Here is a 26,137-nt window from a genome sequence, read left to right on the forward strand (position 1 = left end):
GTTGACGCCGATATCGGTTGCCTGCGCCGACAGCGCCACGGCAACGACGAGCGTAAACGGGTTCACGTGCTCGAGCTCGCCCTTCGGCTCCGGCCGCTGCACCGAGAAGCGGCGGAAGATCTCCACCATTTCGTCAGGCGTATAGGCCGGCTTGAAGCGTTTCGGCTTCTGGCTTTTGGCGGTGCTGCTTTTTGTCGCCGGGGTTTTCGTGGATTTGATTTTCGCAAGGGCCATGACACTGTATAGTCTCGCCCCATGACGGAAATCAACGCGCAGCCGATCGATGAGAAACCGGTCTTTGCAGCCGAACTGACGCCCTATCGGTCGCTTGGCCGACGCGGGTTTTTCGTCGTGCTGTCGATATCGGGTGCCGTCTGCCTGTTCTACGGCCTTTTCTTCCTGGCGACCGGCGCCTGGCCGATCGGCTTGTTTCTCGGTTTCGATTTCCTGCTTCTCTATGGCGCGCTGAAACTCAGCTACCGTTCCGGCCGGCAGCGCGAGGAAGTCACGGTGTCGAGGACCAATCTGTCGATCCGGAAATTTTCTCCAACGGGGCGGATGGTGGAGCATCGCTACAACCCGTTTTGGGCGCGATTCAATGTCAGCAGGCACGAGGAATTCGGGATTACGGCGATGCAGGTCTCGGGTGAGGGACGGCAGACCGAAATCGGTTCGTTTCTGAACCCGGACGATCGTGAGAGCTTTGCGAGGGCATTTCGCGGAGCGCTTGCGACCGTCACGAGACGGTTGTGATCCTGTCAAGAAACGGGTGGCTCTGATGGGATCGAGCGTGCATCTATAGGGCACAGGGAGATTGCCATGAACGCTCTTGCTTCGCTTTCCAGGCCCGACATGTCCGCACCCGGCATCGACGTGACGCCTGATGGCTCCGACTACGAGACGGTGCGGCGTGTCATCGAGATGCTGACGCTCGATTATCGCGCGCAGCCTTCGCTCGAAACGATCGCTGCCGAACTTGGCCAGTCGCCGACACAGTTGCAAAAGGTGTTCACCCGCTGGGCGGGTCTGTCGCCCAAGGCCTTCCTGCAGGCGGTGACGCTCGATCATGCCAAGCGGCTGCTCGGCCAGGAAGGTCTGCCGCTTCTGGAGACGTCCTATGAACTCGGTCTCTCGGGACCCGGCCGCCTGCACGATCTGTTCGTGACCCATGAGGCGATGTCGCCGGGCGAATGGAAGGGAAGGGGCGCGGGTCTGACGATCCGCTACGGGTTCCACCCGTCGCCATTCGGCATGGCGCTTGTCATGGCGACGGAGCGTGGGCTTTCTGGCCTGGCGTTTTCCGATCTCGGCGGCGAAAAGCCGGCCTTCGAGGACATGGTGCGGCGCTGGCCGAATGCGGCCTATGTCGAGGACAGTGAAGCGACGGCGCCTTATATCGGCCGCATCTTCGACCGGGGCCAATGGACGGCCGACCGGCCGCTCAATGTCGTTCTGATCGGCACTGATTTTCAGCTCAAGGTGTGGCAAAGCCTGTTGAAGATCCCGTTCGGCAAGGCGGTCACCTATTCCGCCGTCGCCTCCGATATCGGCCAGCCGACGGCAAGCCGGGCAGTGGGTGCCGCAATCGGCGCCAACCCGATCTCCTTCGTCGTGCCCTGCCACCGGGCTGTGGCGAAGAACGGGGCTTTGACCGGGTATCACTGGGGTCTGACCCGCAAGCGGGCGATCCTGGGCTGGGAGACAGGCAACGCCTGAGCCGCACAGTCCGCCCGACAACCTGCCGTCCTTCAGGTGCGTGTCAGCAAACAGGCCGAAATGATTGCCATCCTGCACTTCAACGGACGGCAGCATGGAACAGTCACGCGTCAGAAGCTGGTTTCGCATGGGAGCCTCGGCGATTTTCGCTGCCGCTCTGGGTTTGGGGGCCTATCTCGGGTATCTGCAGCTCAGCGGCAATTTCCATACGGTGATCGACGGCGAGCTCTACCGGTCTGCCCAGCCGGGTGCCGCCGATATCGAGACCTATGCAAAGACCTACGGCATCCGCACCATCGTCAACTTGCGCGGTGAGGACGACAAGGCCGGATGGTATGCCGAGGAGGTCTCTGCCGCAAAAAGGCTTGGCCTGATGCATCTCGATTTCCGGATGTCGGCTTCCAGGCAGTTGAGCGAAGCGGAGGCGGACCGGCTTGTCACGATGATGCGGGACGCACCGAAGCCGATCCTGATCCATTGCCGCTCGGGTTCCGACCGCACCGGCCTTGCCGCCGGACTTTACAGCAGCGAGATCGCCGGCATGTCCGAAGAGATCGCCGAGCGCCAGCTTTCCCTCTACTTCGGCCATATCGGTATTCCGGTCATCTCGTCGGCCTATGCCATGGATAGGACATGGGAGCGGCTCGAGCACCATTCCTGGCGCGACAGGATTGCATTGCTGACAACGGATATCGATCTCTGACGTCGTTGCGGCCGAGGCTGGGAAACTCTGCCGGCAGTTGGCGGGTCGTGCCCAATGCGCTGGGATCTCGGCCAGTTCCAAGGAGCCAACATGCCAACATGCAACGTCGTTCTGACAGAGCACCACCAGCAGGTGATCGCGCGGCTTCTGGAAACGGGACGCTATCAGAACGCCAGCGAAATCGTGGGCGATGCACTGCGGCTTATCTGCCCAGGCCGACATCACCAAGATCATTGCCTATACGGATGAGAACTTCGGACGCGGCGCAAGGCGCCGTGACGAACAGCTTCTCGTGACTGCCTTTCGCGATTTGTCGCAAGACCCGACCCGGCCGGACTCAATCGATAGGGCGGAGCTTGGGGCAGGCATACGCAGCTTCCATCTCAGGCATAGCCGGACGAGGGCTAAGCACGCAAGCGGACCGGTCGTGCAGCCTCGCCACTTCATTCTCTATCGGTATCTTGAACCGTCGCTTGCCGGGATCGGTCGCGTGCTTCATGACGCTGTCGATCTCGAAAGGCACCTCACGTCAGCATTCGGCGATGAAAGCGAGCGGTCCTAATCCACATCCGCCAGCCGCAGCAGCTCCACTGCGGCGGTTTCGTCGGTGATGAGGGTGTTGCAGCCGATGCGTCGGATGGTGGCGCGGATGGCGATGGCGCGGTGTGTGCCGCCGGAGGAGAGGACGATGTGCTTTGCCTTGGCGAGCGTATCGAGATCGACAGACATCACCCGCTCGTTGAGCTTCTGATCGACGGACCGGCCTTCCTCGTCGAGGAAATTGAACATCGTGTCGCAGACACAGCCGGCGGCGATCAGCCGCTCGAGTTCGGTGGCTGAAATGAAGCCTTCCGACAGCGAGGTCGAATGCGGGCCGATATCACCGCAGCTGACGACGGCGAGATCGAGGCTCTCGGCGAGGTCATAGACGGCATCGAGGCCGCATTTCTCGATCAGCGCCCGTTTGGTGGCGACGCTGTCGACCAGAAGCGGGGCAAGGAACATGAAGCATTCGGCGCCCAGCTGACCGGCAAAGCGCCAGGTGAAGTCGATCGGGTTGGTCTGGTGGACGGCGACGATGCCGCCGAGCAGCGAGACGACCTTGCAGCGTTCGCGACGGGGCGGGCGGAAGCTCGAAAGCGCCGCGGTCATCGTGCGGCCCCAGCCGACGCCGATCGTCATGTCGTTCTGGATCGCTTCCGACAGGAACTGGCCAAGCGCCAGACCGACGGCGCCGGCCAGCGCATCGGCGCTGTTGTCACGCGGGGCAGGCACCACGACTGCCTCGTCCAGTCCGTAGGCGCGTTCCAGCTTGGTCGCCAGCTCGACACAGGTGTCGATGCCTTCCGAGATCCAGATCTGTACTTCGGAGCGTTTCATTGCCTCGTCGAGCAGGCGGATGACGGTCGAGCGACTGATGCCGAGCCGCTCGGCTACCTCCTTCTGCGTCAGGCCCTGGTTGTAGTAGAGCCAGGCAGCGCGAAGCCGCAGGGAGGACGCTTCCGAATATGCGGTGTGGGTATCGCGTCTCAGCTTGGCCAAATTCTGATGTCCTTTTTCATTCAGGACCATAGGGCTGACGTGAAACATATGTCAATTGTGAAGGACAAATGTCTTGACTTCTTTACCCTGAAGGGTTGTTATCCGGTCAACAGCGATCCAGAAACCATACGACGCCCCGAGCGTTTGTATTCGCTTAACAAGGATTTATTCGGATGACGTCGAAACTAGAGCAGCTTCGTTCCATGACAACGGTCGTCGCCGACACGGGCGACATCGAGGCGGTGACCCGCCTCAAGCCGGTCGATTGCACCACCAACCCGTCGATCGTTCTGAAGGCGATCGGTTCGCCGGCATTTGCCGACACGTTCCAGGAAACGGTTGCCTGGGGCCGCAAACAGGGCGGCAGCGACGACGCGATCACGGTTGCCATAGCTGACAAGCTCGCCATCGACGTGGGCGCGGCGCTTGCTGGAATTGTCCCCGGCCGCGTTTCGACCGAAGTGGATGCCGACCTTTCCTTCGATACCGAAGGTTCGATTACCAAGGCGCACAAGATCATTGCAGCCTACAAGGATCGCGGCATCGAGCGCGAACGCATCCTGATCAAGCTTGCCTCCACCTGGGAAGGCATCAAGGCTGCCGAAGTCCTGCAGGCCGAAGGCATCGACTGCAATCTGACGCTTCTGTTCAGCCATGCCCAGGCCGTTGCCTGCGCGGACGCCAAGGCGTTCCTGATCTCACCTTTCGTTGGGCGCATTCTCGATTGGTACAAGAAGTCGACCGGTGAAGACTACACGTCCGAGACCGATCCGGGCGTCGTCTCGGTGCGTTCGATCTACAATTACTACAAGGCGAACGGCATCTCGACGATCGTCATGGGCGCCTCGTTCCGCAATGTCGGCGAGATCGAAGCTCTTGCCGGTTGCGACCGCCTGACGATTTCGCCGAACCTGCTCGACGAGCTCGACAAGGCTGAAGGCACGCTCGAGCGCAAGCTTTCGCCTGAAAAGTTCGAGCCGGCCGCGCCGATCAAGATGGACGAAAAGACCTTCCGCTGGATGCTCAACGAAGACCAGATGGCGACCGAAAAGCTTTCGGACGGCATCCGGGCGTTCAACAAGGATCTCGGCGCGCTCCGCGAGCTCGTGAAGAAGGAACTGGTCCGCGCCGCGGCCTGATTTCCTCAACGTTTTCCAATGACAAGGCCCGCCTCGTGCGGGTCTTTTTCGTTTTCCTAATGTGCACGGCCGAGGCACAGGGTTAACCGAACGTTTAGCCGGAACTCCTAGATCTTTCAGCCTACAAATCACTTTGAAGCTGGAGCGCATCGATGGCTGGGATTTCTTTTGGCCGTATCTTGTCCAACGCCGCCGTGATCAAGGCCCTCAACCGGTCGCAGGCGATCATCGAATTCGACCTGAAGGGCATCATACTCGATGCCAACGAAAACTTCTGCAATGCGCTCGGCTACCGCCTGGACGAAATCGTCGGCAGGCATCACAGCATGTTCGTCGATCCGGCCGATGCAGCTTCCTCAGATTACTCGGCGTTCTGGGCACGGCTTTCCACAGGCGCGTTCGATCAGGGCAAATACAAACGCGTGGGCAAAGGCGGCCGCGAGATCTGGATCGAAGCCACCTACAATCCGATTCTGAAAGGCGGCAAGCCTTACAAGGTCGTGAAGTTTGCGACCGACATCACGGAAGCGCGCAAGCGGGCGCTCGAGGACCGGGGCAAGCTTGAGGCACTGTCGCGGGCGCAGGCGATCATCGAATTTTCGCCGACAGGCGAGATCCTCAACGCCAACGACAATTTCTGTGCCGCCGTCGGCTACCGTCTCGATGAGATCGTAGGCAAGCACCATTCTATCTTCTGCGAACCCGACTATGCGCGCTCGTCGGACTATCAGGAGTTCTGGAGGAAGCTCGGACGCGGCACCTTTTCGGCCGATCAGTTCACCCGCATCACCAAGACCGGCGAGAAGATCTATATCCAGGCATCCTACAACCCGATCATCGACGACAGCGGACGGGTGTTCAAGGTCGTCAAGTTCGCAACGGATGTGAGCGAACGGGTAAGGGTGGTCAACGATCTCGGCACCGGACTTGCACGTCTCGCCGATTGCAATATCCAGCAGACGCTGGATACGCCCTTCATCGTGGAATTCGAGCCGCTGCGCCGGGACTTCAACGCCTCGATCGGGGCGTTCCAACAGACGCTGATGGGGGTCCTGCAGCAGACTTCCAGCCTCAACGACAGCAGCCAGGACATGCAGGTGGCGGCCGACCAGCTGTCCGCCCGCACCAAGGAGCAGGCAGCGTCGCTTCGAGAAACGACGGCGGCGCTGGAGCAGGTGACGGAGACGGTAAGGTCCTCCAACACCAATGCGGAGGAAACCCGCAAGCTGGTCAAGGGCGCGCTGCAATCTGCGACCACGTCCTCCTGCGTGGTGCAGGAAACCATCACGGCGATGAAGCGGATCGAAGGCGCATCGTCCGAGATTACCAAGATCATCAGCGTGATCGACGAGATCGCGTTCCAGACCAATCTTCTGGCGCTCAATGCCGGCGTCGAGGCGGCCCGTGCGGGCGAGGCGGGCAAGGGCTTTGCGGTTGTGGCACAGGAGGTGCGTGAACTGGCGCAGCGTTCCGCCAAAGCCGCCAAGGAGATCAAGGGACTGATCGAGAATTCCGGCCGGCAGGTCACGGAGGGCGTGCGCCTTGTCGACGCGACGGGCGCCGCGCTGCACGAGATCGAACGGTTTGTCGCCTCGATCGACCAGAATGTCCAGTCGCTGGCCACTGCGGCGCAGGAACAGTCGGGTGGCCTGTCCGACATCAACCAGACGGTTTCGCAGCTGGACCGGATGACGCAGCAGAACGCGGCGATGGTGGAGCACACGACCGGCATCAGCCGCCAGCTTGCAAGCGGCGCGGCTCTGTTGTCGGAACTGGTCGGACATTTCAAGCTCAACAGGCGCGGCGAAATGCGCGAAACGGGTTCACCGCGTGCCGGCGGCGGCCGCAGGGCCGCCTGACGCAACAGCGAGCGGACCGGTGGAGAGGCCCGCGTCATGCGGGCCTTTTGTCGTCTGAAGGTCAAGCATGATGGGCGATGGGCCGGCCGGAGCGTGGATGCGCCTCGTGAGCCTCATTCCGGGACAGGCGTTGGGCGAAGGAAAAGCCCAGGCTTAAAGCTTCTTCAATCAGAGTAGCGCAGACTGCGGCTTGAGTATTCCATGTCTTGTTGTGCGTGATGGGGTGAAGATGCCGGAGTTCGGCGCGTGAAGATACGGCTATCGAAGAAGCTGCTCGCGGTCGTCGGCGGTGTTTCCGTGCTCTGCGCCGGCAGCGGCGCGGCGGCCGTGTTCGTGGGCAAGGAAAAGTTTTTCGGCCCGTCCTACGCCGATCTCAACGGCCTGACCTGTTCTGTGTTGCAGACGTTCACGACCAAGCGCGACGGACGCACCTGGGTGCGCCGCTATGTGAATGCCGACGAGGTTGCCTCGGCGGATGGCGCCGGTGACGGCATGGCCCGCATCCGCACCGCGTTGCGCGTGGCAAAATCCATCCAGGAAAAGGAAAAGGCCGACATCGTCCAGGTGGCGATGGTCTCCAAGGCAGGTCCGAAGGACCGTGCCGAAATGCGCGGCCGCATGATTGGCGCGCAGGTCGTCTACATTCCAGATGTTTCCAAGGCACCTGATGGCGCAGCGCGGGAACCCTATTCCGCATTTTATGTCGAGGGTGCTGCGACATCCAAGGGCGAGTATTACGGCCAGCGCATCGACATGCCGCTCGCCGATATCGAGCATCTCGAAGCAAGTCTCACCGACAAGACCGATTGTATCGACCCCGTGGCGATCGCCGCGGCCGAGGCTGCAGCCGCAGGGGGACACGGCGCCACCAAGGGGCATGACAAGAAGCCTGCCAAGGGTCATGAACCTGCCGGACATGGCGAAGCCTCCGGTGGGCATGACGCACCTGCAGCTGACGGAGAGGCGTCGGCAGCCGAGCACGGCAGCGCGCCTGCCGAAGGACATGGCGAGGCAGCGGCCTCGGGCCATGGCGAGGGCGGGGAACCTGCCGCCAAGGAAAGCGGCGGTCTCCTGAGTTCGGTTACTGGCATGCTCTTCGGTTCGAAAGAGGAAGCAGCGCCTGCCGCCGCCGCGCATGCGCCGGACGGCGAGGGGCACGCTGCACCGCAAGGCGGCGAGCATCCAATCGACGCGAAGTCGGATGGTCATGCACCAGCTCCAGCCGCAGCGGGGGATGACACAGCCGACGGTTCGAAAGAGCATGCCGCAAAGGTTGAGCCTATCTCTGCGCCGGCAGAAACACCTGCACCGACCGAACAGAAGAGTTTTGTCTCTTCCATGAAGGAGATGCTCTTCGGTTCCAGTGACAAGGCTCCGGACGCGGCGCCGGATGCCACACATGACGAAGCCTCGGCTGAGCCGGCTTCGCCAAAGACCGAGCCCGCGCCAGAGCCCCGCACCTCTGCCGAGGGCGGCAAGCGCTGGTCGAAGCAGGATGGCAACGACGAGATCCGTTCCGGCCGGCCTTCGGCTGCCGACGCCGTGCATGACGACAAGGCCGCCGAGCCAGCCGCTACGGTCGCGTCGGATCAGCCGGGCGCGGCAGCAGGCGGGTCCAATGCCGCGGATGCGGCCGGTGCCGCGTGGCTTGAGAAGCTGCGGGCGCAACAGGCTGGTTCGGCCAGCAAGCCCTAGTCAAAAAACAACCTATCGGTTGCTCCATCGTCCAGAGAGGCCCTTGCCATCGAGCCCCGTTGGCGCGGCGGGGCGGGGACAGCATGTTGGCTGTTGCTGCGTATGGTCGGAACTTGCGAGAAGATCCACTAATCCTCTGCCCGTTTCAGGGAGAGGAGTCAGGCTGCTGACAAAGGTTTTATCAAACAACTCTTGATGTCACTTTGGAACCGATGCGGTTCGCAACCTCCCCTCATCCTCGCCCTTTTGGCGGGGATCCCGTCAGCTCAAGTCCTTGAGCTAAGAGAGTCTTTGACCCGACGGACGTCGTGTCGCTGGCTCCCCGCCACAAGGGCGGGGATGAGGGAGAGTGTGGTGTCCCTCTCGCCAAACAAGCTTATTCAGCGTTTGTCGGCAGTCTGACCCTCTCCCTGTTTCAGGGGAGAGGAGCAGGTCTGTCTGATCAATCCGCCTTGGCGCGGCGCGCCGGGAAGAGGATGACGTCGCGGATGGACGGGGCGTTGGTGAGCAGCATGATCAGGCGGTCGACGCCGATGCCGAGGCCGCCGGCGGGGGGCATGCCCTGGTCGATGGCGTCGAGGAATTCGTCGTCGAGCTGCTTGTCCTTCTCGCCGCGGGCATGGGCCTGCTCGAGCTGCTCGACCATGCGCTTGCGCTGCTCTTCAGGGTCGTTCAGTTCCGAGAAGGCATTGCCCAGTTCCCAGGCGTTGCAATAGGTCTCGAAACGCTCGACCAGACGCGGTTCGCCCGGAACTTCCTTGGCAAAGGGCGAGATGTCCTTCGGGAAGTGGGTGACGTGGCTCGGCTGGATCAGCGTGGCCTCGACCTTTTCCTCGAAGATGAAGGCGAGGCATTCGCCCCAGGTCCAGTCCTTCTCGACTTCGAAGCCGGCGGCCTTGGCTGCAGTGCGGGCTTCCTCGTCGGTCTTCATGGCGAGGAAGTCGATGCCGGTGACTTCCTTGACGGCGTCTGGCATCGGCACGCGCTTGAACGGGCCCTTGAACGACAGTTGCTTGTCGCCATAGGCGAACTCGGTCGAGCCGTGGATCTTCATGGCAAGGTCGGCGAACAGGCGTTCGACGAGGTCCATGATGTCCTCGTAGTCGGCATAGGCCCAGTAGCATTCCATCATCGTGAATTCAGGATTGTGCCGGGTGGAGACGCCTTCGTTGCGGAAGTTGCGGTTGATCTCGAACACCTTGTCGGTCAGGCCCGACACAAGCGTGCGCTTCAAGAACAGTTCCGGCGCGATGCGCAGGTACATGTCGAGCTTCAGCGTGTTGTGGTGGGTCTTGAAGGGTTCGGCCGTGGCGCCGCCATAGACGGAATGCAGCATCGGCGTTTCGACTTCCATGAAGCCGTCGTCTTCCATGAAGCGGCGGATGCCCGACACGATCTTCGAGCGCTGCTGGAAGCGCAGCTTGCTTTCCTCGTTGCTGAGGATGTCGAGGTGGCGCTTGCGGTAGCGGATCTCGACATCGGCAATGCCGTTCCACTTTTCCGGCATCGGCAAAAGCGACTTGGTCAGCATGGTGATTTCGCGGGCGCTGATCGACAGCTCGCCGCGCTTGGTGCGGCGCACGATGCCGGTGACGCCGATGATGTCGCCGATGTCGATCAACGCCAGCATCGCCCGGGCTTCCTCGGGCGTCACGTCCTTGTGGGAGAAGATCTGAATCTTGCCGCCGGCGTCATGGATGTCCATGAACATGCCGGAATTGCGCGAGGAAAAGACGCGGCCGGCAACCGTGACGACATCGGTGGTTTCGACGTCAGCCTCGAGATCCTTGTACTTTTCCGCCAGTTCCGCATTGGTCATCGTGCGGTGGAAATGGGCCGGATAGACGTCGCCGACGGTTTCGCGCAGCTTTGCCAGTTTCTGGGCGCGCACTTCTGTCGCGTCGGAGGAGAGGGCGGTTTCGGTCTTGGTGTTCTCGGTCATGGTTTTTGCCTTCGAGGCTGGTTGTTCTGGTTCGCCGATGCGGCGGGCTCGGCTAACCCTCCCCCTTGTGGGGAGGGTCGGAGCGCAGCGACGGGGAGGGGTATCCCGGCTTGCGTAAGAAAAGGCCCCTCCCTAACCCTCCCCACAAGGGGGAGGGAAGCTGTCGCCGCAGGTATTACTTCTGCGCACCCACCATGGATGACACCACGGCGGCGGCGATTTTCAGGCGCTGGCGTACGACCGAGCGGCCGAGGATTGCCATGCTGTCGAACAACGGCAGCGAGCGCTGCGAGCCGGACATGGCGATGAACAGCGGCGGGGTGACGACGCGCAGCTTCTTTTCGAGCTTGTCGGCGACGGCGCGCAGTTCGGCATCGATCGCCTCGACGTTCCATTCGATCATCTTTTCGATGTCGGCCTGGACCATGGTGATGATCGCGAGCGTGTCTTCCGGCGAGGTCTTGAGGCCAGCGAACGAGGCAGGCGTCAGGTTGACGTCGGCGGCGAGCAGGAAGCCTGCGAGGTTCGGCAGGTCGCCGAGCTTGGAAACGCGGCTCTGCGAGTGCTTCAAACCCTCGATCAGGCGCTGGTTTTCCATCGCCCATTCCAGCGTGCGTGACACGAACTCTTCCGGCGACAGCTTTTCGCGCAGCCAGCGGCCGTTCACCCAGTCCAGCTTCTGCAGGTCGAAGATGGCGCCGGCCTTGGACAGGGCTTCCGGATCGAAGCTGCTGATCATCTCATCCATGGTCAGAAGCTCTTCGCCTTCGGCGATCTGCACGAAGAACAGGCCGAGGAAGTTCATCAGGGCTTCCGGCAGGTAGCCGAGCGCCGAGTAATAGCTGATCGAGGTCGGGTTCTTGCGCTTGGACAGTTTCGACTTGTCGGCATTTCTCATGAGGGAGAGATGCATGAAGACAGGCGCTTCCCAGCCGAAATAGCGATAGAGAAGAATGTGCTTGGGCACCGATGCCAGCCACTCTTCGCCGCGAGCGACGTGGGTGATCTTCATCAGATGGTCGTCGATGACGTTGGCCATGTGATAGGTTGGCATGCCGTCGCCCTTGATCAGGACCTGCATGTCGACCGAATCCCACGGGATCGAGACATCGCCATAGACGCCGTCGGTAAAATCGCACGAGCCTTCGGTCGGGATCTTCATGCGCACGACCGACTGTTCGCCGGCCGCCATCTTTTCGGTGACTTCCTCGGCCGAGTATTTCAGGCAGAGACCGTCATACTTCGGCGGCTTGCCGGCGGCGCGCTGGCCTTCGCGCATCTGCTCCAGACGCTCCGGCGTGCAGAAGCAGCGGAAGGCGTGGCCCTTGTCGAGCAGATCCTGCGCGTGCGGCCAGTACATGTCCTTGCGGTCGGACTGGCGATAGGGGCCGTAGGGGCCGCCGATATCAGGTCCTTCCGCCCAGGTAAGCCCGGTCCATTTCAGCGCGTCCAGCACCTTCTGCTCGTATTCGAGCGTCGAGCGGGTCGCGTCGGTATCTTCGATGCGCAGGATGAATTCGCCGCCGTGCTTTTTCGCGAAGAGGTAGTTGAAGAGGGCGATGTAAGCGGTGCCGACATGGGGCTCGCCGGTGGGCGATGGAGCGATGCGGACGCGAGGGGTCGGATTGATCATGGATGCTGCTCTTTCCACGGCGCGCATGGCTGCGCAAAGCCTGTGCCTTTGAATAGGGATTGGCGCAGGCTTAGGCCATATTCAGGCGGGAGCGTCAAGGTTTTTGGCGAAAACGGCTGCCCCGATCCCCTCGTTGAAGGGACGGGGTCAGCCTGGGTGGGTCGAGCTCGGGGAGGACTAGTTTACCGGCCAGATATAGAGGAGGGCCGGGACGCTGACGACGATGATCAGGAACGACAAGGGCAGGCCTAGCCGCGGATAATCGGAGAACTTGTAGCCGCCGGGGCCGAACACCAGTGTGTTGCACTGGTGGCCGACGGGGGTGAGGAAATCGCAGCCTGCGCCGATTGCCACCGCCATCAGGAAGGGCTCGGGGCGAAAGCCGAGATTGGTGGCAAAGCTTGCGGCGATCGGCCCCATGACCAGCACGGTTGCTGCGTTGTTGAGGAAGGGCGTGACGGCCATGGCGGTGACGAGGATCAGGCCGATCGCGCCCCAGGCGGGCAAGGTCGCCGCCGCTTGGCCGAGCCATCCGGCGATCAGTTCGCTACCGCCGGAGGTTCGCAGAGAATCCGAAACCGGGATGAGCGCCGCCAGCATGACGAGGATCGGGCCATCAACGGATTTGTAGAAATCGGTCAGCGGAATGGCGCGGAAAACCACCATACCGAGAGCGGCCGCGAAGAAAGCGACCGGCACAGGGGCAAGCCCGACGGCCGTCGTGCCCATCGCCAGTGCCAGGATGATCAGTGGAATGAAGGCCTGCCTCCGCGTGCCGAGCAGCACTTCGCGCTGAGCGAGCGGCAAAAGCGAGAAGTCCTGCATCACCGTCGGCATGTTCTTGCGGCTGCCCTGCAACACGATCACGTCGCCCGCCATCAGGGTAATGGTGCCAAGACGCTGCTTGAGGCGTTCGCCATGCCGGCTGATTGCCAGAAGATTGACGCCACGGGTGTAGGAGAGCGCCAGTTCCTTGGCGGAAAGCCCCTTCAGCGGTGAATCCTGGGTGATGATCGCCTCGATGGAGATGACATCGGCCTGGGCCTGTCCGTTTTCCATCAGCGGCTTGCCGGAGAGCTGCAGCCTGCCGCCGGATACCATCCGGTCGAGCGCCTTTGACGGGCCTTCGAGCAGCACGACATCGTTTTCACGCAGGATGAGGTCCGGGAACGGTGCCATGCGCGACGGACCGCGCAGGACGGCATTGGCAATCACCTCGCCATCGCCGATCTTCAACAGCTCGGCGACCGTTTTTTCAAGAACAGTCGACAGCGGGGTAATCATTACCTCGGACGTATAGTTAGTGATCTCGACTGCTTCCTCGAGGGAATCGTTCTGCTTTGTGCGGCTGGGCACCAGCCAGTGGAAGAACAGAAGAAAGGTGATGCCGACAAAGGCGAGAATCGCACCCATCGGGGTGAAGTCGAACATCGTGAAGGATTCGCCGGTCAGTTCCTGGCGGATCCGCGACACGACGATATTGGGCGAGGTGCCGATCTGCGTCATCAGGCCACCGAGCAGAGCGGCGAAAGCCATCGGCATCAGGTATTTCGACGGCGAGGCACCGGATTTGCGGGCGAACTGGAACGCTACCGGCATCATGATGGCAAGCGCGCCGATATTCTTGATGAAGGCCGACAGCACGGCGACGACGATCATCAGCAGTGCCAGCTGGGTATGCAGCGTGTTGAGGTTGGGGAAGAACTTCTTGATCGCCATGTCGACGATGCCGGAGCGGGCAACGCCTGCCGAAACGACCAGCGCGCTGCCGACGATGATGACGATATCATCCGAGAAGCCGGAAAACGCCTGGTCGACCGGAACGATCCCCACCGTCACCGCCACGACGAGCGCACAGCAGGCGACCACATCGTAGCGGAAGCGATCCCAGATGAAGACGGCCATCATCACAGCGATGACGGAAAAGGCAAGGATCTGCTGGGTTGTCATGTGGCTCCGGGGGCGCTGGAAATGGGATGCAGCGATAGGCGATGATCGGCGTGGTGATAAGATCGTGCCCTAGAATGCCCCAGTGCCACAAATGTTGCAAAGTCTGATGACGTTTCGCAAAAGGCGTCTATCGCCGCTCAGGGCGTGTCTGCTGGACAAACCGTGGTGGACGCATAAGTAGACAATATCAACTGCAGTTGTTTGCGCCAAATCCCCTGCGCCAAAGCCCCCGGAGCCGTCATGACCGATATCCTTGCCATCCCCGTCAAGCTTGCCGACGGCCGGAACACGACGCTTGCCGAATACCGTGGAAAAGTCATGCTGGTGGTCAACGTCGCGTCCAAATGCGGCCTGACCACGCAGTATGAAGGGTTGGAAAAACTCTATGAACAAAAGCGGGACAGGGGCTTTGTCATCGCAGCCTTTCCGGCCAACGACTTCATGGGGCAGGAGCCCGGCTCGGATACGGAAATCGTCGAATTCTGCCAGCTGACCTATGACGTGAAGTTTCCGATCTTCTCAAAGATTTCCGTCAAGGGCGATGCCAAGCATCCGCTCTACAAGGCGCTGACCGCAGATCCGGTGCCCACCACCGGCGACGGTCCGATGAAGGCGCGCCTGCGCGGCCGCGGCATGGACATCAAAGATGGCGAGATCGTCTGGAATTTCGAAAAGTTTCTGATCGGACGCGATGGTCGGATCAAGGCACGCTTCGCGCCTGACGTGACCGCAGACGATAACCGGCTGCTCGAAGCGCTGGACCGGGAACTGTCCGAGCGGTGATCCGCCGGGACCAGGCGTTTGGACTGAACACAAAAAAGGGCGCCTCGCGGGCGCCCTTTGCGTGTCGATGTTTGTGGCAACGTCAATGCAGCGTACCGGAGGCCTTTTTCTTGGCGCGGGCGCCCTTCGCGAACATGTTGAGGGCCTCGACGCCGGCCGAGAAGGCCATGGCGGCGTAGATATAGCCCTTCGGAACGTGCACGCCAAAACCTTCGACGATCAAGGTGCCGCCGATCATCAGCAGGAAGGCGAGAGCCAGCATGACGATGGTCGGGTTTCTCTCGATGAAGTTGGCGAGCGGGGTTGCTGCCAGAAGCATCACGGTGACAGCGGCGACGACGGCCACGATCATGATCGGCAGATGCGGCGTCATGCCGACTGCGGTGATGATGCTGTCGATCGAGAAAACCAGGTCGAGGATCAGGATCTGCACGATGGCGGCGCTGAAGCTCATCTGCACGACTTCCTTGCCGGCGCCGACCATGTCTTCCTTGTTGTCGACCACATCCACGGAATGGTGGATTTCCTTGGTCGCCTTGTAAACGAGGAACAGACCACCGGCGATCAGGATCATGTCCTTCCAGGAGAAGGGGTGACCGAAGGCTTCAAAGACCGGATTGGTAAGCTGAACGATCCAGGCAACGGTGCCGAGCAGACCAAGACGCATGACCAGCGCCAGGCCGATACCGATCTTGCGTGCCTTTTCCCGATGCTCAGGTGGCAGCTTGTTGGTGAGGATGGAGATGAAGATCAGGTTGTCGATGCCAAGCACCACTTCCATGACCACAAGTGTAACGAGCGCTACCCAGGCCGTCGGGTCTGCTACCAGCGCTGCAATGTCCATCCATCTCTCCTGTTTTCAATCAAAGGGCGCAATTTCCCGCCGCATTTGGGGATCGACCCATTAAAAACAAGAGTAGGTTGAATATGGACCGACCAGAATCAGGCGGAATCAGCCCCATTATCGATCACGGGTTTGTTATGACAACCATAGGCCGCCATGAAAACGCGGACTGCACCTTGGATGGTCCGGTGGATTTCCTCGTCTGACGGGGCGTCTTCCATCGACCCGAACAGACGAACCTTGAAATAGCCGCCGCTGACGAGGTCGATATACTGGCCTGCGGCAAGTTCGATATCGTCGATATTCAGCCTGCCGGCCTCGACGTGGAGGGCGAGAAAGTCGCGCATCACGGTGCGCAGATTTTCGGGTCCGCGGAAAAAGCGCCGACACAGGTCCGGCATACGCTCGCGGACGCCAAGCACGGTGCGCATCGCGGTGATGATTTTCTCTTCCGTCATGTGGCTGAGGAACGAGACGCCAAAATCGTAGAGGCTCTTTTCCACATTGCCGTTGGTCGACAGAACGGACCGAACAGTGGCGAGGAAGGCGGCGCGCTCCTGTTCCACCATGGCGACGAACAAATCTTCCTTGTTCTGGAAGTAGACGTAGATCGTTCCCTTCGAAACGCCGGCCTCGCGCGTGATGTCGTTCATGCTTGCGGCTTCGAAACCAAGCTTCATGAAAACCCGCGTCGCGCCTTCCATAATCTGGCTGCGCTTGGCTGGATCCTCGCCCGCAGCAAAACGCCCTGCAGTGCGGGGGGACGTGTCTCGCGGCGCGGATCTCTTTAACGGTTTCGGCATTATAATTCAGCATTCCGGTTTTTTTCGAACCGATTGGTTCGATGTGGTCTTGATATGTGTGATCGAAGGCTTTATGTCAACGCTCCGAACTGATCGGTTCGATCGGTTTTCGCTTTTCAAAGATGGTTACGACAATGACGGCCTCCAAGAATGCCGGCGCGCTGCGCACCGTAAAAAACGAAGATGTGAATGCCGATGACACGGCGCGCGACGACGCGTCGCCGGCTGCCGAGAAACCTGCGGCACCTGTTGCAACGCCATCGCCCGAAGCCAAGGCCGACGCGCCGGCAAAGAAGGGCAAGCGTGGCCTTATCCTGCCGATCATCGTGCTGGCGCTGCTCGCCGGTGGCGGCTGGTATGGATATCAGTGGTGGACGACGGGCCGGTTCATGGTGTCGACGGACGATGCCTATATCGAAGGCGATATTGCCACGATTTCCCCAAAGGTCACGGCTTTCGTTTCGAAAGTGAATGTCGCCGCCAACCAGCAGGTCAAGGCCGGCGATGTGCTGGCGACGCTCGACAATGGCGATTACCAGAACGCGCTTGATCAGGCCAATGCCGCCATCGAAACCGGAAAGCTGTCGCTGACTCGCATCGATGCACAGGTCGAAGGTGCGCAGGCAACCCTTGCCCAGGCGCAGGCCTCCAAGGTTGCACTGCAGGCAGCGGTCCGCGGTGCCGAGATCACGCTCAAGCGCCAGACCGAGCTTGCCGCCAAGTCGGTCGGCACGACCGCCGATCTCGACAGCGCCACGATTGCGCTCGATCAGGCCAAGGCCAACCTTGTCGGCGGCGATGCGTCGATCAAGTCGGCAGAAGCCAACATCACCATTCTTGAAGCGCAGCGCAAGGAAGCCGAAGGCCAGGTCCGGACGCTGGAACTGCAGCGCGACAAAGCGGCCCGCGACTTGTCCTTTACCGTTCTGAAGGCGCCCTATGACGGGATTGTCGGCAATCGCTCGGTGCAGGAAGGCGATCTCGTTTCGCCGGGACAGCGGCTGATGGCGCTGGTGCCGACGCGCCAGCTCTATATCGACGCCAATTTCAAGGAAACGCAGATCCAGCATCTGGAGATCGGCTCCAAGGTGGAAGTGCATGTAGATGCCTATAGCGAGGAGCCGATCATCGGGACGGTAGAATCGCTTGCGCCGGCTTCCGGCTCGGTATTCTCGCTGCTGCCGCCGGAAAACGCGACGGGCAACTTTACCAAGATCATCCAGCGCGTTCCGGTCAGGATCGCCCTGCCGCAGGATGCGCTCGACAGCGGTCGTCTCAGGGCGGGTCTGAGCGTTGTCGTCGACGTGGACATCCGCACCGCACCCAAGACGTAACTGGGCTTTGGCCTAACAGCCCCATCGGGGCGGAGGTGGTCCCATGGCTGGGAGCGCAACGACAACTGCAGGATCGATATCGTCCGCGGCACAGGCATCGTCTGCTCCCAAGGTGGACGAGAAGATGCCGACCGGCCGGCTGATCGCGTTTTTCGCGATGGTCGTCGGCATGTTCATGTCGATCCTCGACATCCAGATCGTGTCGGCGTCGCTGTCTGAAATTCAGGCGGGTCTTTCGGCCGGTTCGGACGAAATTGGCTGGGTGCAGACGTCGTATCTGATCGCCGAAGTCATCATGATCCCGCTTTCTGGCACCTTGGCGCGTATCGTCTCGACGCGCTATCTGTTTGCGTTCTCGGCTGCCGGCTTTACGGCTGCGAGCGCGCTTGCGGCGACGGCATCCAATATCGACCAGATGATCGTCTACCGCGCGATCCAGGGTTTTATCGGCGGCGGCATGATTCCGTCTGTGTTTGCGGCAGCCTTCACCATTTTCCCGCCGTCGAAGCGGGCGTTCGTCTCGCCGATCATCGGGCTCATCGCGACGCTTGCGCCCACGATCGGACCAACGGTCGGCGGTTATCTCTCGAACGCGTTTTCGTGGCACTGGCTGTTTCTGGTCAACATCATTCCCGGCATCTTCGTGACGATCCTGACCTGGCGGTTCATCGACTTCGACAAGCCGGAACTGTCGCTGTTCAAGAAGTTCGACTGGTGGGGTCTTGTAGCGATGGGCGTGTTCCTCGGCGGTCTCGAGTATGTGCTGGAAGAGGGCAATTCCAACGACTGGTTCAACGACCACATGATCGTCATCGGTGCCATCGCATCGGGGCTTGGCTGCCTGGTCTTCTTCTATCGCGCCTTTACCTCGGAATTTCCCGTCGTGGACCTGACGGCGTTTACGAACCGGAACTTCGCGTTCGGCTCGATCTTCTCCTTCGTGATGGGTATCGGGCTCTACGGGCTCACCTATATCTACCCGGTCTATCTCAGCCGCATCCGCGGTTACGACAGCCAGATGATCGGCGAGACGATGTTCGTCTCGGGTCTTGCCATGTTCGTCACGGCGCCGATCGCAGGCAAGCTGTCGACCAAGATGGACCTGAGAGCGATGATGGTGATCGGTTTCATCAGCTTTGCCTCCGGCACGTATATCATGACCGGCATCACCGCCGATTGGGACTTCTACGAGCTTCTGATCCCGCAGATCCTGCGCGGTTTTGGCCTGATGATGTGCATGGTGCCGATCAATAATATCGCGCTTGGCACTTTGTCTCCGGCCCGCATCCGAGGGGCGTCCGGCCTGTTCAACCTGACCCGCAACCTCGGCGGCGCGGTGGGGCTTGCGATCATCAGCACGCTTTTGTCCAACCGCCAGGACGTGCATTACGAGCGGCTGCGCGAGCATCTCGACTGGGGCAACCGGATCGCCTCCGACCAGCTCGACTCGATGGCATCCAACCTGAATACCTACGGGCTGGATGGTGCGACCGGCGCGATCCGGCAGATGGTGCAACTGGTGACCAAGCAGGCCGTGGTGATGTCGTTCTCGGACGTTTTTCTGATCCTGACCGTGCTGTTTGCGATGATGATCCTCGGCGTTGCCGCGATCGAAAAGCCGGCGCCCCAAAGCGGCGGCGGTGGCAGCGGCCACTGATCGCGGATTTAGCGCTTAACATTTCAAAGAACCACCGCCTGCAGAGGGGTCGTCGCAAACCGCGGCGGCCCCTTTGCGATTCGTAAGGCGGAGCGTGATGAAATAAATCTGATTTACGTACCTCAAAAACTTCGTTACGAAGATCGGCGGAGGACCGCATGAAGCCAACCGTACACGATATCGCGCGTAGCGCCGGCGTCAGCCTGGCGACCGTCGACCGTGTGCTGAACGGTCGGCCGGGCGTGCGGCGCATCACCCAGGAGAAGGTCGAGGAGGCGATCGCCGTCCTCGGCTACGTGCGCGACGTGGCGGCGGCGAACCTTGCCAAGGGACGGACTTACGCCTTCACCTTCGTGCTGCCTGAGAACGACAACTCGTTTATGATCGGCTTGCGCGAAGAGGTGGAGCAGGCGGTTGGTCGCTCCGGTGCCGAGCGAACTCGTATCCGCGTCGTCGACGTGCCGCCTTTCGACGGGCAGGCCTTGTCGACCATGCTGGACGGCGTGCTTGCCGACAGGCCTGACGGCGTCGCGTTCGTGGCGGTGGAAAGTAGCGACGTGCAGGCCGCAGTCGCAAGGCTGCGGGAGGCGGGCATCGCCGTCGTGACGCTGGTGTCGGACCTGCCGGGCTCGCAGCGGCACCATTTCGCCGGGATCGACAACCACGCGGCCGGGCGCACCGCTGCCAATCTCCTCGGAAGGTTTCTCAGCGGTCGCGACGGGCGGGTGGCGATGGTTGCCGGATCGATGCTGGTGCGCGATCACCGCGAGCGGCTGGAAGGGTTTCTGTCCGTGCTATCGGAGGATTTTCCGCGGCTTGCCATCCTGCCGGTGATCGAAGCGCGCGACGATCCTGCAATTGCCGAGGAATTGGTGACGGGCCTGTTTCGCCGCTATCCGGATGTGATCGGGCTCTACAGCCTCGGCGCCGGCAATCGCGGGATCCTCAAGGCTGTGCGCAGCCTGCCGGAAGCACGCAGACCTGTGATTATCGCGCATGAGCTGACGCGATCGACGCGCGCAGCCTTGGCCGACGGTGTCGTCGATGCGGTGCTGAACCAGGATGCGGGCCATGAAGTGCGCAGCGCCATAAGGGTTCTGAAGGCGAAGGCGGACGGGCTTCCCGTGATCGCCGCGCAGGAGCGCATTCGTATCGACATATTCTTGAAGGATAACCTGCCCTGACGGGCAATCGTGCTCCGGATCGTATCAAGCGGACCGGACACGACGCGTGATGAAACAAAGATCTGCCGAAACGCGGCAGCAACAGGAGAAGTCAAGCATGTATCTCGGTCTCGATCTGGGCACTTCCGGCGTCAAGGCGATGCTGATCGACGGCGATCAGACGATCATCGGCTCGGGGAACGGGACGCTCGACGTATCGCGCCCGCATTCGGGTTGGTCGGAACAGGAGCCGGCTCACTGGATCCGCGCCTGCGAAGAGGCGATCGACGGGCTGAAGGCGAAGTTTCCCAAGGAGCTTGCCGCAGTCAAGGGCATCGGCCTTTCCGGCCAGATGCATGGCGCGACGCTGCTCGACGCCGACGACAAGGTGCTGCGGCCCTGCATTCTGTGGAACGACACGCGCTCGTTTAAGGAGGCGGCAGCGCTCGATGCGGATCCGCGTTTCAGGGCCATCACCGGCAATATCGTATTTCCGGGCTTTACGGCGCCGAAGCTTGCCTGGGTGAAGAACAACGAGCCCGAGATCTTTGCCAAGGTCGCCAAGGTTCTGTTGCCGAAGGATTACCTGCGGCTATGGCTGACCGGTGAGCACATTTCGGAAATGTCCGATTCGGCCGGTACGTCCTGGCTCGATACGGGCGCCCGCAAGTGGTCCTCCGAACTCTTGGCAGCGACCGATCTTACCGAGGATCAGATGCCGTCGCTGGTCGAGGGCACCGAGGAAGCCGGTCGCCTGCGGGGCGAGCTGAAGTCGAAATGGGGGATTGCCGGCGATGTGGTCGTGGCCGGCGGTGCCGGCGACAATGCGGCATCGGCCTGCGGCATGGGGACGGTCGCCGAGGGAAATGCGTTCGTCTCGCTGGGAACATCCGGCGTGCTGTTTGCCGCCAACGCCTCCTATCTGCCGAAGCCGGAAAGTGCCGTACATGCGTTCTGCCACGCGCTGCCGAAGACCTGGCACCAGATGGGCGTCATCCTGTCAGCCACGGATGCGCTCAACTGGCATTCGAAAGTGTCCGGCAAGCCTGCTGCCGATCTGGTTGCCGAACTCGGTGAAGGCCTCAAGGCCCCGACCGGCGTCACCTTCTTGCCCTACCTTTCCGGCGAGCGCACGCCGCATAACGATGCCGTCATCCGCGGCGCATTTCTCGGGCTCGAACATGAGAGCAGCCGTGCGGTGCTGACCCAGGCGGTGCTGGAAGGGGTGACCTTTGCGATCCGCGACAATCTCGAAGCGCTGAAAGCCGCGGGAACCTCGATCTCCCGCGTCACTGCAATCGGCGGCGGTTCGCGCTCGCGTTACTGGCTGTCGTCGATTGCCACTTCGCTCGGCGTTCCCGTGGATATTCCGGCCGACGGCGATTTCGGTGCGGCGTTTGGCGCGGCCCGGCTCGGACTGATCGCGGCAACCGGTGCCGATCCGGTTGCCGTTTGCTCCGCTCCCAAAACGGAAGCGGTGATCGAGCCGGAGGCTGGGCTTCACGATGCCTATGAGGCTGCATACCAGCGCTACCGGGCTGCCTATCCAGCAATTCGCGGCTTGCTGAACTAACCGGCAAAGGGGAGGAGAAATCTCCTCCCCCCAAGTCGGGCAACTCGAACCACGCTTTACCGGCTACAGTGAGGTACGTACCTCACCTTGACGCACTTACCAGAACCAAGTTTCTACCAAGGAGGAAACCACCATGAGCACAGGCTTTTTCGGCGATATCACCAAGATCAAGTACGAAGGTCCTGACAGCACCAATCCGCTGGCATTCCGGCACTACAACCCGGATGAAATGGTCGGCGGCAAGCGGATGGAAGAGCATCTGCGGTTTGCCGTTGCCTATTGGCACACATTCACATGGCCGGGCGGCGATCCCTTCGGCGGTCAGACATTCGAGCGTCCGTGGTTCGACGACAGCATGCAGGCGGCCAAGCTGAAGGCGGACGTCGCGTTCGAATTCTTCCAGCTGCTCGGCTCGCCTTACTACTGCTTCCACGATGCGGATGTGCGTCCGGAAGGCGCAAACTTTGCGGAAAACACGAAGAACCTCAACGAGATCGTCGACTACTTTGAGAAGAAGCAGGCGGACACCGGCGTCAAGCTTCTGTGGGGCACGGCGAACCTGTTTTCGCATCGTCGTTACATGTCCGGCGCTGCTACCAATCCCGATCCCGACGTTTTCGCCTTCTCGGCGGCGACCGTCAAAACCTGCCTGGACGCCACCAAGCGTCTCGGCGGTGCGAACTATGTCCTGTGGGGCGGCCGCGAGGGGTACGAGACGATCCTCAACACCGATTTCACCCGCGAACTCGACCAGATGGGGCGCTTCCTCAACCTGGTGGTCGAATACAAGTACAAGATCGGCTTTGAAGGCACGATCCTGATCGAGCCGAAGCCGCAGGAGCCGACCAAGCACCAGTACGACTACGACGTTTCCACCGTCTATGCCTTCCTGCAGAAACACGGGCTAGACAAGGAAGTGAAGGTCAATATCGAACAGGGCCACGCGGTTCTCGCCGGCCATTCCTTCGAGCATGAAATCGCCATGGCGAACACGTTCGGCATTTTCGGCTCGATCGACATGAACCGCAACGACTACCAGTCGGGCTGGGATACGGACCAGTTCCCGAACAACGTGCCGGAAATGGCGCTGGCCTATTATCACGTGCTCGCCGGCGGCGGGTTCAAGAACGGCGGCACCAACTTCGACTCCAAGCTGCGCCGCCAGTCGCTCGATCCGGCAGATCTGCTGATCGGTCATATCGGCGGTATGGATTGCTGCGCCCGTGGCCTGAAGGCTGCAGCGAAGATGATCGATGACGGCGCACTGAAGACGCCGCTCGATGCGCGCTACGAAAAGTGGGACAGCCCGGAGGCGCAGAAGATGTTGCGCGGCGAGTACAAGCTCGACGAAATCGCTGCTCGCGTGGAGAAGGAAGGGATCAATCCCGAGCCGAAGTCCGGACGCCAGGAATATCTCGAAAACGTGATAAACCGCTACGTCTGAGACAAGCAGCCTCGTCCCCCTGTGACAAAGGCGTGAACGGCCCCGGAATGGCGAGAAATCGCGCAACATTTCGGGGCTGGAAACGTTTGATCCTGTGCTTATGTTATGGCTTGGCGAACGGGATTATCCTGCGACCCTTTCAAACGTGAGTTCTGCCGGGGCCTCGGTCGCGAAAGCGGCTGGCTTAAGGCCTCCAACGACACGAAGGAGAATGACATGAAGTGGACTGCACCTAAGTTTGTTGAAGTAAGCTGCGGCATGGAAATCAACCGTTACGCACCTGCAGACGGCAGCGAGCCGGTTCTGTTTTAATTATGAAGAGCACGGGACCCATGACCGGTCTCCGGTTTCTGGTGCTCGGCTCTGCAGCCGGCGGCGGATTACCGCAGTGGAACTGCAATTGTTCCAACTGCGCCGCCGCCCGCGATCCGTCTTCGGGGATTTTGCCGCAGACGCAGTCGTCGCTCGCTGTCAGTGTTGACGGAGAGACCTGGGCGATCTTCAACGCCTCGCCGGACATTCGCCAGCAAATCCAGCAGACGCCGCAGCTTCATCCGAAAGTCCTCCGCCACAGCCCGATCGCAAGCGTCGTCATTACCAATGCCGATGTGGACCATATCGGCGGTCTTCTGACGATCCGCGAGAAGCAGGCGTTTTCACTGTTTTCGACCGCCGCGATTGGGTCCGTGCTCGATGCCAGCCCGGTCTTCAGAGTGCTTGATCCCGATTTCGTGGCGCGCAAGACGATCCGTCTCGACGAGGATTTTTCACCGCTCGACGGGCTGGAGGCACGCATCTTTGCCGTGCCCGGCAAGGTTGCGCTGTTTCTTGAGGATGGCGAGCCCGAGCTTGGTCTCGAAGGCGAGCAGACAATCGGCGTCGAATTCGTGGCGAACGGCAAGCGTGCCTACTATATTCCGGGCTGCGCGACGCTTCCGGACTGGCTTTGCGACCGCATAAGCGGAGCCGACCTCGTGTTCTTCGATGGCACCGTGTTTACCGATGACGAGATGATCCGCGTCGGTACCGGCATCAAGACCGGCCAGCGCATGGGCCACATGCCGATTACTGGCGACGACGCCGGGGGCGGCGGTAGCCTCGAAGCCCTGTCCAAGCTTGGCATAGGCCGCATGGTCTATGTCCATATCAACAATACGAACCCGATCTGGCGCCAAGGCCCGGAGCGGGACGCTGTTACCGAAGCCGGCTTCGAAGTCGGCCATGACGGCATGGAGATCGAACTTGCCTGACGCCCTGAAGCCTGCCCTGAACAGAACCGATTTTGAAGCCCGGCTGCGCGCCATCGGTGCTGCGCGCTATCACGACAAGCATCCGTTTCACGGCATGCTGCATGGCGGCGGATGCTCGATGACGCAGGTTCGCGCCTGGGTGATCAACCGCTTCTATTACCAGAGCCGCATTCCGCTGAAGGATGCCGCCTTCATGTCGCGCTGCGAGGATATCTCTATCCGGCGCGCCTGGCGCAAGCGGATCGAGGACCATGACGGCGGGCGGGAAGAGGGAGGCGGTATCCGGCGCTGGCTGAAGCTTGCCGAAGCGGTCGGGCTCGATCCGGATTACGTCGAATCCACCCGGGGCGTTCTGCCGGGCACGCGGTTTGCCTGCGACGCCTATGTGCGCTTCGTGCGCGACATGCCGATGCTCGATGCGGTTGCCGCTTCGCTGACCGAGCTGTTCGCGCCGACCATCCACAAGAACCGCATCGCTGGACTGCTCGAGCACTACGCGTTTGCCAATGAAGACGCGCTCTCCTATTTCCGCAAGCGTCTGGACGAGGCGCCGGTCGATGTCGCCTTCGGGCTCAACTACGTGCTCGACCATGCCGACACGCTGGAAAAGCAGGATGCGGCTGCCGCAGCGCTGACCTTCAAGACCGACGTTTTGTGGGCGCAGCTGGATGCGTTGCAGAGCGCTTACGTATCGCCGGCCTTGTTGCCGCCGGGTGGCTGGGATGGCAAGGAGGGCGTCATCGGCGCTCTCGACCAGCCGGCTCTGAGAGAACCTGTGCGGGGAGCTGCCGAATGAGCGAACCTTCCGCAGTCACCGTGACGGCGCAGACGATTGCGAAGCTTGCCCGCGGTGTGCGGCTTCGGGAAGACCCGGTGCGCGGTCAGACGGTGCTGCTTGCGCCAGAACGGGCGCTTGCGCTCGACGAGATCGCCGTGATGATCGTCAACGCGCTCGACGGTGTGCGTGATCTCGATGCGATCGCGCAGGAGTTCTCCGTAAAATTCGAAGCGCCCAAGGAGCAGATCCTGGTCGACGTGATTGCCTTCGTCGACGAGTTTTCCAAGCGGCGCATGCTGGAGTTGAAATCGTGAACGAGCATGTCAGCA

General features: G+C 61.2%; 24 protein-coding genes and 1 pseudogene. 18 read left to right on the forward strand and 7 right to left on the reverse strand.

Features of this window, described 5'->3' with window-relative positions; all coding sequences use genetic code 11:
- Positions 1-234, reverse strand: a pseudogene (locus G6K99_RS06550) (endonuclease III); the annotation flags it as partial.
- Between the two features lie 21 nt (positions 235-255).
- On the opposite strand from G6K99_RS06550, the gene G6K99_RS06555 reads away from it, so the two are divergent.
- The 5 genes from G6K99_RS06555 (at position 256) to G6K99_RS06575 (ending at position 2,981) form a co-directional block, all read left to right on the forward strand.
- Positions 256-753 (forward strand): DUF2244 domain-containing protein, encoded by a 498-nt coding sequence (locus G6K99_RS06555; RefSeq protein WP_113167014.1) that lies wholly within the window; start codon positions 256-258, stop codon positions 751-753.
- Positions 754-819: 66 nt separating this feature from the next.
- Positions 820-1,716, forward strand: a complete 897-nt coding sequence (locus G6K99_RS06560) for a bifunctional helix-turn-helix domain-containing protein/methylated-DNA--[protein]-cysteine S-methyltransferase (RefSeq protein WP_174196071.1) — start codon at positions 820-822, stop codon at positions 1,714-1,716.
- A 94-nt stretch (positions 1,717-1,810) separates the two neighbouring features.
- A complete protein-coding gene (locus G6K99_RS06565) occupies positions 1,811-2,419 on the forward strand; it encodes a dual specificity protein phosphatase family protein (RefSeq protein ID WP_244631401.1) in 609 nt (202 codons plus the stop codon).
- A gap of 90 nt (positions 2,420-2,509) precedes the next feature.
- Complete coding sequence (locus G6K99_RS06570; RefSeq protein WP_082471984.1) at positions 2,510-2,668, forward strand: type II toxin-antitoxin system ParD family antitoxin; 159 nt, start codon at positions 2,510-2,512, stop codon at positions 2,666-2,668.
- Positions 2,610-2,981 (forward strand): type II toxin-antitoxin system RelE/ParE family toxin, encoded by a 372-nt coding sequence (locus tag G6K99_RS06575; protein ID WP_174196072.1) that lies wholly within the window; start codon positions 2,610-2,612, stop codon positions 2,979-2,981. Before G6K99_RS06570 ends, G6K99_RS06575 begins: the two co-directional genes overlap by 59 nt.
- Here the strand turns inward: G6K99_RS06575 and G6K99_RS06580 are convergent.
- Positions 2,978-3,961: a sugar-binding transcriptional regulator gene (locus G6K99_RS06580; protein WP_174196073.1), complete on the reverse strand. Its 984-nt coding sequence runs from the start codon at positions 3,959-3,961 to the stop codon at positions 2,978-2,980. The genes G6K99_RS06575 and G6K99_RS06580 overlap by 4 nt on opposite strands.
- Before the next feature lie 173 nt (positions 3,962-4,134).
- Between G6K99_RS06580 and tal the strand changes: the two genes are divergently transcribed.
- From tal to G6K99_RS06595, 3 genes are all read left to right on the forward strand, one after another.
- The gene (gene tal / locus G6K99_RS06585) at positions 4,135-5,100 is read left to right on the forward strand and encodes a transaldolase (protein WP_062461231.1); all 966 of its coding nucleotides are present in this window, start codon (positions 4,135-4,137) and stop codon (positions 5,098-5,100) included.
- A gap of 152 nt (positions 5,101-5,252) precedes the next feature.
- Positions 5,253-6,959, forward strand: a complete 1,707-nt coding sequence (locus G6K99_RS06590) for a PAS domain-containing methyl-accepting chemotaxis protein (RefSeq protein ID WP_174196074.1) — start codon at positions 5,253-5,255, stop codon at positions 6,957-6,959.
- Between the two features lie 246 nt (positions 6,960-7,205).
- Positions 7,206-8,654 carry a hypothetical protein gene (locus G6K99_RS06595; RefSeq protein ID WP_174196075.1) on the forward strand — a complete coding sequence of 483 codons (1,449 nt, stop codon included), beginning with the start codon at positions 7,206-7,208 and terminating at the stop codon, positions 8,652-8,654.
- A gap of 442 nt (positions 8,655-9,096) precedes the next feature.
- Here G6K99_RS06595 and lysS read toward each other — a convergent pair whose 3' ends face one another.
- From lysS to G6K99_RS06610, 3 genes are all read right to left on the reverse strand, one after another.
- Positions 9,097-10,596: a lysine--tRNA ligase gene (gene lysS, locus G6K99_RS06600; protein WP_174196076.1), complete on the reverse strand. Its 1,500-nt coding sequence runs from the start codon at positions 10,594-10,596 to the stop codon at positions 9,097-9,099.
- Positions 10,597-10,771: 175 nt separating this feature from the next.
- Positions 10,772-12,229: a glutamate--tRNA ligase gene (gene gltX, locus G6K99_RS06605; RefSeq protein WP_174196077.1), complete on the reverse strand. Its 1,458-nt coding sequence runs from the start codon at positions 12,227-12,229 to the stop codon at positions 10,772-10,774.
- Positions 12,230-12,406: 177 nt separating this feature from the next.
- A complete protein-coding gene (locus G6K99_RS06610) occupies positions 12,407-14,179 on the reverse strand; it encodes an SLC13 family permease (RefSeq protein ID WP_113111912.1) in 1,773 nt (590 codons plus the stop codon).
- 240 nt (positions 14,180-14,419) lie between these two features.
- Here G6K99_RS06610 and G6K99_RS06615 point away from each other — a divergent pair, with 240 nt between their 5' ends.
- Complete coding sequence (locus tag G6K99_RS06615; protein ID WP_174196078.1) at positions 14,420-14,962, forward strand: glutathione peroxidase; 543 nt, start codon at positions 14,420-14,422, stop codon at positions 14,960-14,962.
- A gap of 82 nt (positions 14,963-15,044) precedes the next feature.
- Here G6K99_RS06615 and G6K99_RS06620 read toward each other — a convergent pair whose 3' ends face one another.
- Together G6K99_RS06620 and G6K99_RS06625 are read right to left on the reverse strand one after the other, a co-directional pair.
- Positions 15,045-15,806 carry a TerC family protein gene (locus tag G6K99_RS06620; RefSeq protein WP_062461215.1) on the reverse strand — a complete coding sequence of 254 codons (762 nt, stop codon included), beginning with the start codon at positions 15,804-15,806 and terminating at the stop codon, positions 15,045-15,047.
- Between the two features lie 98 nt (positions 15,807-15,904).
- On the reverse strand, positions 15,905-16,609 hold the full coding sequence (locus tag G6K99_RS06625; RefSeq protein WP_062461212.1) for a TetR/AcrR family transcriptional regulator: 705 nt from the start codon (positions 16,607-16,609) through the stop codon (positions 15,905-15,907).
- Between the two features lie 134 nt (positions 16,610-16,743).
- Here G6K99_RS06625 and G6K99_RS06630 point away from each other — a divergent pair, with 134 nt between their 5' ends.
- The 9 genes from G6K99_RS06630 to pqqD all read left to right on the forward strand — a co-directional run bounded on the left by G6K99_RS06630 (position 16,744) and on the right by pqqD (position 26,122).
- Positions 16,744-17,943 (forward strand): HlyD family secretion protein, encoded by a 1,200-nt coding sequence (locus tag G6K99_RS06630; RefSeq protein WP_174196079.1) that lies wholly within the window; start codon positions 16,744-16,746, stop codon positions 17,941-17,943.
- Between the two features lie 43 nt (positions 17,944-17,986).
- Positions 17,987-19,600, forward strand: coding sequence for a DHA2 family efflux MFS transporter permease subunit (locus G6K99_RS06635; RefSeq protein WP_174196080.1), 1,614 nt, complete (start codon positions 17,987-17,989; stop codon positions 19,598-19,600).
- 158 nt (positions 19,601-19,758) lie between these two features.
- Positions 19,759-20,784 carry a LacI family DNA-binding transcriptional regulator gene (locus tag G6K99_RS06640; protein WP_062582080.1) on the forward strand — a complete coding sequence of 342 codons (1,026 nt, stop codon included), beginning with the start codon at positions 19,759-19,761 and terminating at the stop codon, positions 20,782-20,784.
- Positions 20,785-20,881: 97 nt separating this feature from the next.
- Positions 20,882-22,336 carry a xylulokinase gene (gene xylB, locus G6K99_RS06645; protein ID WP_174196081.1) on the forward strand — a complete coding sequence of 485 codons (1,455 nt, stop codon included), beginning with the start codon at positions 20,882-20,884 and terminating at the stop codon, positions 22,334-22,336.
- Between the two features lie 133 nt (positions 22,337-22,469).
- Positions 22,470-23,780 (forward strand): xylose isomerase, encoded by a 1,311-nt coding sequence (gene xylA / locus G6K99_RS06650; protein ID WP_174196082.1) that lies wholly within the window; start codon positions 22,470-22,472, stop codon positions 23,778-23,780.
- Between the two features lie 216 nt (positions 23,781-23,996).
- Complete coding sequence (gene pqqA / locus G6K99_RS06655; protein ID WP_062461193.1) at positions 23,997-24,092, forward strand: pyrroloquinoline quinone precursor peptide PqqA; 96 nt, start codon at positions 23,997-23,999, stop codon at positions 24,090-24,092.
- Positions 24,093-24,112: 20 nt separating this feature from the next.
- Positions 24,113-25,030: a pyrroloquinoline quinone biosynthesis protein PqqB gene (pqqB, locus tag G6K99_RS06660; RefSeq protein ID WP_244631402.1), complete on the forward strand. Its 918-nt coding sequence runs from the start codon at positions 24,113-24,115 to the stop codon at positions 25,028-25,030.
- Entirely contained in the window at positions 25,002-25,826 is an 825-nt protein-coding gene (gene pqqC / locus G6K99_RS06665) for a pyrroloquinoline-quinone synthase PqqC (protein WP_371816141.1), read from the forward strand. The genes pqqB and pqqC overlap by 29 nt, the downstream gene beginning before the upstream one ends.
- Entirely contained in the window at positions 25,823-26,122 is a 300-nt protein-coding gene (gene pqqD / locus G6K99_RS06670; protein ID WP_062582089.1) for a pyrroloquinoline quinone biosynthesis peptide chaperone PqqD, read from the forward strand. Before pqqC ends, pqqD begins: the two co-directional genes overlap by 4 nt.
- The last annotated feature ends 15 nt before the right edge of the window (positions 26,123-26,137 follow it).

The organism is Neorhizobium sp. AL 9.2.2 (genome assembly GCF_013317225.1).
GTDB classification, from domain to species: domain Bacteria; phylum Pseudomonadota; class Alphaproteobacteria; order Rhizobiales; family Rhizobiaceae; genus Neorhizobium; species Neorhizobium soli.